Origin of the sequence: Rhizobium sp. GCM10022189 (assembly GCF_042656325.1) — a bacterium.
Taxonomy (GTDB): Bacteria; Pseudomonadota; Alphaproteobacteria; order Rhizobiales; family Rhizobiaceae; genus Rhizobium.
Genome location: NZ_JBHSOR010000003.1, coordinates 193179 through 201429, shown reverse-complemented (window position 1 = coordinate 201429; position 8251 = coordinate 193179). Strand labels below are relative to the sequence as shown.

Below are 8251 nucleotides of genomic sequence, written 5' to 3'. Positions count from 1 at the left end.
CAAACCAGCCATGACATGAAGGCAAAAGGCCGCCAACTTCGTCTGCCTCACGGCCAAACCGGAAACAACCAAACCTTCAAAAACAAAACCCGCCGAAAAAATCGACGGGTTTGTCAGCGGTCTGAGGCCGGCCTTATCGCCGGCCTTCCGTTACCCACCAATCAATGCCAGCCACTCGTCCTCGTCCATCGTCTGGACGCCGAGTTCGCGGGCCTTGTCGAGCTTGGAGCCGGCGCCGGGGCCGGCAACGACGATATCGGTCTTCTTGGACACGGAACCGGCCACCTTGGCGCCGAGGCTTTCCGCCCTCGCCTTTGCCTCCTCGCGCGTGAACTTTTCCAGCGAGCCGGTGAAAACGACGGTCTTGCCGGCAACCGGGCTGCCCGCCGTGACCGGTTGTTCGGCCTCTTGCGGCCTCACCTCGTCAAGCAGGCGGCCGATCACCTCGATATTGCGCGGTTCCTTGTAGAACTCGACAATGGCGCGCGCCACGACTTCGCCGATGCCCTCGATCGCGTTGAGGTCGTTCCAGGCATCGCCCGAAAGCGTTGCCGCCTCCTTCATCGCCGCCGCAAAGGCCTCGTAGGTGCCGTAGGAGCGCGCCAGAAGCTTTGCCGTCGTCTCGCCCACATGGCGGATGCCGAGCGCATAGATGAACCGGTGGAGCGCGATGCTGCGCCGATCGTTGATCGCCGCATAGAGCTTGCCGACGCTCACCTTGCCGAAGCCGTCGATATTTTCGAGCTTGGTCAGGGACGAGGCCTGCCGTTTTTCCAGCGTGAAAATGTCGGGCGCGGTGCGGATCTGCAGCGCCGGATCCTCGTTCTCGAAGAAAAAGTCGATCTGCTTGGAGCCCAGCCCCTCGATATCGAAGGCATTGCGCGAGACGAAATGTTTCAGCTCCTCCGTCGCCTGCGCCCGGCAGATGAAGCCGCCGGTGCAGCGGGTGACCGAATCGAGCTTGCCGGTCTTCTCATGCCGCTCACGCACCGCATGCGAACCGCAGACCGGGCACACTTTGGGAAACTGGTAGGGCGCGGCATCCGCCGGCCGCTTTTCCATCACCACGTCGAGCACCTGCGGGATGACGTCACCGGCCCGCTGTACGATCACGGTATCGCCGATGCGGATATCGTGCTCCTCCTCGCGGATGCGCTCGCCGCTATTGCCGATGCCCCTGATGTAATCCTCGTTGTGCAGCGTCGCATTGGTGACGACCACGCCGCCGACGGTGATCGGCGTCAACCGCGCGACCGGAGTCAAGGCGCCCGTGCGGCCGACCTGGATGTCGATATTCTCGACGATGGTGAAGGCCTGCTCGGCCGGGAACTTGTGCGCCGTCGCCCAGCGCGGGCTGCGCGAGCGGAAGCCGAGGCGCTGCTGCAGTTCGAGGCTGTCGACCTTGTAGACGACACCGTCGATATCGTAATCGAGATCAGGCCGTTCGAGGCCGATCTCGGCATAGTGGGCAAGGATATCGTCCACCGAGCTCAAGCGCTTCATCAGCGGATTGACCGGAAAACCCCAGCTCTTGAAAGTCTCGACCATGCCCATCTGCGTATCGGCGGGCATCTCCGACATCTCGCCCCAGGCATAGGCGAAGAATCGCAGCTTGCGGCTCGCCGTCACCTTCGCGTCGAGTTGGCGCAGCGAGCCGGCGGCCGTGTTGCGCGGATTGACATAGGTCTGCTTGCCCTCGGCTTCCATCTGGGCATTGAGCGCCATGAAGTCGCTCTTGGCCATATAGACCTCGCCGCGCACTTCCACGACGGACGGAACGCCTCTGGGCAGCTCGTTCGGGATTTCCTTGATGGTGCGGATATTGGCCGTGACGTTTTCACCGGTCGTGCCGTCGCCGCGCGTGGCACCCGTCACCAGCTTGCCGTTCTCGTAACGGATCGACATCGAGAGACCGTCGATCTTCGGTTCGGCGGTAAAGGCGATCGAATTGTCCGGCAGGCGGCCGAGGAAGCGATAGACGCTGGCGACGAAATCGCGCACGTCCTCCTGCGAAAACGTGTTGTCGAGCGACAGCATCGGCCTGGAATGGACCACGGGCGCGAAAGTATTGGACGGCTGAGCGCCCACGCGGCGCGACGGGCTGTCCTCGCGGATCAGTTCCGGGAAACGCGCCTCGATCGCGTCGTTGCGCCGCTTCAGCGCGTCATAATCCGCGTCCGAAATCTCCGGCTGGTCCTTGCCGTGATAGAGCGCATCGTTACGCGCGATCTCCTTGGCCAGCCGCTCCAGTTCAGCGGCGGCGTCTTCAAGGGTCAGGTCCTCAACAGCGACGGATTCGGTCGACATGCAGCTTCACTCCAGAGAATCTGCAATGGTTTTAGAGCAAATTGCTGCGAATGAAATAGCACCAATGGCCTGAATCAGGGCAGCGCCTTGTGATGTCGAAAGCGCAAAGGTTGACGCCTGTCGCCTTCTGCGGATGGCTAGCCGTTGCCGGCAAGCAACCTTGCCGCAGCCGCCCTCGCCTCTTCGGTCACGGAAGCGCCGGCAAGCATACGGGCGATCTCTTCGGTGCGGTCCTTCTGCGCCATGGTGGCAACGCGCGTGGCGATCTTGTCGGAACCTTCGCCGGACGGCCCCTTGGAGATCAGGAGATGCGTGGCCGCGCGGGCCGCCACCTGCGGTGCATGCGTGACGGAGAGAACCTGTACCTTCTCCGAAAGCCGCTTCAGCCGCTGGCCGATCGCGTCCGCCACCGCCCCGCCGACACCGGTATCGATTTCGTCGAAGACGAGGGTGGGCGCCGAGCCGCGGTCGGCGAGCGCCACCTTGAGCGCCAGCAGGAAACGCGAAAGTTCGCCGCCCGAGGCAACCTTCATGATCGAGCCCGGCCGCGTGCCCGGATTGGTCTGGACATGGAATTCGACGACATCGATGCCCTCGGCCGTCGCTTCCTCCGCATCGGTCGTGATCTCCACCATGAAACGGGCGCGCTCGAGCTTGAGGGCCGGCAGTTCGGCCATGACGGCCTGCGCCAGCGCATCGCCGGCATGGTGCCGCTTCTCGGACAGCGTGCGCGCGGCCGCATCGTAGGTCGCCTTGGCGGCACCGACTTCGGCCTCGAGCTTGGACAGGCGCTCCTCGCCGGCATCGAGATCGGCAAGATCGTTGATCATGCGCACGGCAAGTGCCGGAAGCTCGGTGACGGGAACGGAATATTTGCGCGAGGCCGCGCGCAGCGCAAACAGCCGCTCCTCGACGCGCTCCAGCTCCTTCGGGTCGTATTCGGTCTTGCGCAGCGCCGCTTCCACTTCCATCTGCGCGTTGGAAAGCTGGTCCAGCGCGGCGTCCAGCAGCGCCACCGTGTCTTCCAGCAGGCCGGGCGCCTCATGGCTCTTGCGCTCGAGGCGGCGCACCAGCGAGGCGATATGCGGCACCGGAGAGGCATTGCCGTTCAGGAATTCGGAAGCCTCGGCAATATCGCCGGCGATGCGCTCCGCCTTCATCATCTTCTGGCGGCGGTCGGCAAGTTCGTCCTCCTCGCCGTCGCGCGGCGAGAGTTTTTCCAGCTCCTCGACCGACGCCCGCAGATAGTCCGCCTCGCGGGCCGCAGCCTCGACCTTCTCGCGATGTTTCTTCAGCGTGCGTTCGCTGTCGCGCCACTGGCGGTAAAGCGCCGCCACGCCCTGCACATCCTCGCTGATGCCGGCAAAGGCATCCAGCAGCGTCCTGTGGGCATTTGTATCGACAAGCGCGCGGTCGTCGTGCTGGCCGTGGATCTCGACCAGCATCTGGCCGGCCTGGCGCATCAGCTGCACGCTGACCGGCTGGTCGTTCACATAGGCCTTGGTGCGTCCGTCGGAGGATTGCTGGCGGCGGAAGATCAGGTCGCCTTCGTCGTCGATTCCGTTTTCGCGCAAGAGCTTGCGGGCGCCGTGATCCATGCCGACATCGAAGACGGCCGTCACCTGCCCCTTGTCCTCGCCATGGCGCACGAGGCCGCCGTCGCCGCGCCCGCCAAGGGCCAGCGAAAGACTGTCGAGCAGGATGGATTTGCCAGCACCCGTCTCACCCGTCAGCACGGAGAGGCCGGTCTCGAAGGCAAGATCCAGCCGCTCGATCAGTACGATATCGCGGATCGAAAGCTGGATCAGCATTGGCCTCAGGAACCGAGAAGGAGTTTCTTGCCTGCTGCGGCGATCCACGAACCCTTGTTTTCACGCGGCTCCGCGCCACCCGACTGCAGCAGCTTGTACGAATCAGCATACCACTGGCTGTCGGGATAATTGTGACCGAGGACGGCGGCGGCGGTCTGCGCCTCTTCGACCACACCCATCGCGTAATAGGCTTCGACGAGACGGGCAAGCGCCTCCTCGACCTGGTTCGTGTTCGGATATTTCTCGACGACGATGCGGAAGCGCGAAATCGCGGCGAGATATTCCTTGCGCTCCATGTAGTAGCGGCCGACCTGCATTTCCTTGCCGGCGAGCTGGTCGCGCGCGAAGCGGATCTTGGCCTGCGCGTCGTCGACATATTCGGAATCGGGATAGTTGTCGACGACGGCCTGCATCGCCTCGATCGTCTTCTGCGAGGCGCGCTGGTCCTGCGTCACGTCGACGATCTGCTTGGAATAGGTCAGCCCCACCAGATACTGCACATAGGCGGCATCCTTGGATTTCGGATACTGCGCCATGTATTTGTTGCCCGACGCGAGCGCGTCGTCGAAGCGGCCCTGGCGGTATTTGACGAAGGTGCTCATGACGAGCGCCTTGCGCGCCCATTCCGAGAACGGGTTCTGCGCGTCGATCGCGTCGAACTTGCGCGCCGCCTCGGCCATGTTGCCGGCCTTCATATTGGCAAGGCCCTGCGTGTAGAGCACGTCAGGCGGATCGGTCTCGAGGCCGAGCTTGGTGATGTCGATATCAGGGTCCGACTGGCAGCCGGAAATCAAGGCGCCTGCGCTCAGCACCATCAAGGATGCGAGCAAAGCGCGCGCTGTCTTCATCATCATGTCAGACCTTGCATAAGCCATTCGAAAGAATCCCACCGCCGCCGTCCACTCCACGGCAGCCACGCCTAGCTGGCGTTTCTAGCCACAAATACCCATCGAGAGCAACGCAATGATCACGCATTAACGCATTTTTGTGGCAGCACCGCCGAGAATGTCGGGCTTTTCACCAGCATTCGAAGCGGCGACGGCTAAATATATGCCGCAAAACATCTATCGGCGCGCCCGTCCGCCCCTTCCCCATAAAAAAACCGCCCCCGTTGGGAGGCGGCCCTGACCTTAATTGGTATACTGGAGGTCATGCCGACCAGGGGGCGAATTCCGGAGCGCTGACTGCAATGAATTCGCGAACGGCAACGCGCTGGCGCGGCGTCGAGGTCTCGACCACTTCATAGGCGGTCGGGTCGCTCAGCAGCGCCTTGAGAGCGTTGGCGTTCATCTTGTGGCCGCCGCGATAGGAACGGTAGCAGCCGATGAACTGTGCGCCGGCAAGCGCCAGGTCGCCGACGGCATCCAGCGTCTTGTGACGCACGAACTCGTCCTTGGCGTAGCGCAGGCCTTCGACATTGATGACGGTATTGTCGTCGGAAATGACGACCGAGTTTTCGAGCGAGGAGCCGAGAGCGTGGCCCGAGGCCCAGAGACGCTCGACATCGCGCATGAAGCCGAAGGTGCGCGCACGCGACAGCTCGGTCTTGAAGACGGCGGCGGTGAGATCGCCTTCCCACTTCTGGCGGCCGATCAGCGGGCATTCGAAATCGATCTCGACTTCGAAGCGCGTGCCGTCATAGGGGCGGAACTCGCTCCAGGAACCGCCATGCTCGATGCGAACCGGCTTGGTGATGCGGATGTAGCGGCGCTTGACGCCGAGGGAAACGAGGCCGACCTGTTCGATGGCTTCGACGAAGGGAACCGAGCTGCCATCCATGATCGGCATTTCGGCGCCGGTGACTTCGATGACGACATTGTCGAGGCCGAGCGCATAGACGGCCGCCATGACATGTTCGATCGTCGCGACGGAATGGGCCGGCGAGAAGCCGAGAACGGTGCAGAGATCGGTATTGCCGACCTGCGAGGAAACGGCCTTCAGTTCGGTGACGTCACCGTTTTCATGCACGCGCTGGAAGACGACGCCGGTGCCGGCTTCGGCCGGATTGAAGGTGATCGAAACGTCGGCACCCGAATGAACGCCGATGCCCGAAAGAGTCACCGGACGCGATACCGTCGTCTGAAAGCCCAACAAGCCAAGTCCCATAAGTTCTGCCTTTATTCTTCCGCACCCGCTGTTGCCATCAGGCCGGATCTTTCTTCTACACTGCCCGAACCACGCCAAGCGGACTCTAAGGGCAGTTCGCTTGCCTCATACTTACGTGGACCGGCGCTGCAATCCAAATCACTGTTCGTTTCGATTTGTTACGAAATCCGCAGCGGCAAAAGCATTTAGAATTCAAGCATGTAGAAATGCAAACGCCCGGGATTTCGATCCCGGGCGTTTTCTGTGGAGAAGTGCGCTTCTCAGTTCGACTGCCGGCGCAGGAAGGCCGGGATTTCCAGCTGGTCGTCTTCCTGCATCATGCGGGCCTGCGGCACCGCGCGGCCCTGGTCGTCAAGGTTGCCGCGACGCGGTGCGTAGAGGCTTGCTTCCGGCGACAGCGGGCGGCGCTGCTGCGAAGAAGCCGCCGGCGCAGAGGTCATTTCCGGAGCGACTTCCTCTTCGCGACGGCCGAGCGAATTGGTGATTCGCTTCAGCAGTCCCATCGGGCCGCGCTCTTCCTGAACGTGGGAAGCGGCCGGCTGCGAGCGGTGGTCGAGTTCGGCCTGGACGACCGGCGGGAAGTCTTCGACCTTCGGCATGCGAACCGGCTCGGGCGCCTGGCGGATGACCGGTTCATGGCGGACCGGCTGCTGCTGCATGACCGGCTGCGGAGCCGGCTGCTGCATCACGGGAGCCTGCTGGACCGGAGCCGGGCGGATGACAGGGGCTGCTTCCGGGGCGGAAGCGAAGATCCTGCTCTGCGGGCGGAAGGTTTCCTGCATGACCGGCTGCTGCTGGATCGGAGCAGCGGCACGCGGGGCCGGGATTTCCAGTTCGCGTTCCATCGCGACTTCGGCCTCGCGGATGGTCTGCGCAATCTGGTCGGCCTTCGGTGCCTGCATGACCGGAGCAGGCTGAACTGCGGCCGGTGCCGGAGCAACGGCCGCGGAGGGACGGATAGCGGGCTTTGCGGCCGGCTGGAACACGCGGTCGGTGCCCTCGCCCATGGCACGATCGATGCCGGTCGCGACGACCGACACGCGGATGATGCCTTCAAGCGATTCGTCGAAGGTCGCGCCGAGGATGATGTTGGCGTCCGGATCGACTTCTTCGCGGATGCGGGTCGCAGCTTCGTCGACTTCGAAGAGGGTAAGGTCGCGACCGCCGGTGATGGAGATCAAGAGGCCCTGTGCGCCCTTCATCGAGGTTTCGTCGAGCAGCGGGTTGGCGATTGCCGCTTCGGCGGCCTGCATGGCGCGGCCCGAACCGGAAGCTTCGCCGGTACCCATCATCGCGCGGCCCATTTCGCGCATGACCGAGCGGACGTCGGCGAAGTCGAGGTTGATGAGACCTTCCTTCACCATCAGGTCGGTGATGCAGGCAACGCCCGAATAGAGAACCTGGTCGGCCATGGCGAAGGCGTCGGCGAAGGTCGTCTTGTCGTTGGCGATACGGAAGAGGTTCTGGTTCGGAATGACGATGAGCGTATCGACAGACTTCTGCAGCTCCTGGATGCCGGCTTCGGCCAGGCGCATGCGGCGCCCGCCTTCGAAGTGGAACGGCTTGGTGACGACGCCGACCGTCAGGATGCCCTTGTTGCGGGCGGCCTGTGCGACGACGGGAGCAGCACCCGTACCGGTGCCGCCGCCCATGCCGGCGGTGACGAAGCACATATGCGTGCCGTTCAGGTGATCGATGATCTCGTCGATGCACTCTTCTGCGGCCGCGCGGCCGACTTCCGGCTGCGAACCTGCGCCGAGGCCTTCGGTGACGTTGGCGCCGAGCTGGATGACCCGTTCGGCCTTCGTCATGGTCAGCGCCTGGGCATCCGTATTGGCAACGACGAAGTCGACGCCCTGGAGGCCCGCGGAGATCATGTTATTGACAGCATTGCCGCCGCCGCCGCCGACGCCGAATACGGTGATGCGCGGCTTCAATTCGGTGATGTCAGGCTTCTGCAGCTTGATAGTCATGGTACCTGTTCCTTCTCTTTATGGCCGCATCGCCACGCCGGCCAATTCACTCAA

The 8251-nt window shown here is 63.2% G+C and carries 5 protein-coding genes; all 5 read right to left on the bottom strand.

Features of this window, described 5'->3' with window-relative positions:
- Nucleotides 1-150: 150 nt before the first annotated feature.
- Complete coding sequence (gene ligA / locus ACFPWW_RS04470; protein WP_377310631.1) at nt 151-2307, bottom strand: NAD-dependent DNA ligase LigA; 2157 nt, start codon at nt 2305-2307, stop codon at nt 151-153.
- A 137-nt stretch (nt 2308-2444) separates the two neighbouring features.
- On the bottom strand, nt 2445-4118 hold the full coding sequence (recN, locus tag ACFPWW_RS04465) for a DNA repair protein RecN (protein ID WP_377310629.1): 1674 nt from the start codon (nt 4116-4118) through the stop codon (nt 2445-2447).
- A 5-nt stretch (nt 4119-4123) separates the two neighbouring features.
- Nucleotides 4124-4993 carry an outer membrane protein assembly factor BamD gene (locus tag ACFPWW_RS04460; RefSeq protein ID WP_377310627.1) on the bottom strand — a complete coding sequence of 290 codons (870 nt, stop codon included), beginning with the start codon at nt 4991-4993 and terminating at the stop codon, nt 4124-4126.
- Nucleotides 4994-5267: 274 nt separating this feature from the next.
- Nucleotides 5268-6224, bottom strand: coding sequence for a UDP-3-O-acyl-N-acetylglucosamine deacetylase (lpxC, locus tag ACFPWW_RS04455; protein WP_112703182.1), 957 nt, complete (start codon nt 6222-6224; stop codon nt 5268-5270).
- 260 nt (nt 6225-6484) lie between these two features.
- The gene (gene ftsZ / locus ACFPWW_RS04450) at nt 6485-8197 is read right to left on the bottom strand and encodes a cell division protein FtsZ (RefSeq protein WP_112564782.1); all 1713 of its coding nucleotides are present in this window, start codon (nt 8195-8197) and stop codon (nt 6485-6487) included.
- Nucleotides 8198-8251 lie beyond the last annotated feature (54 nt).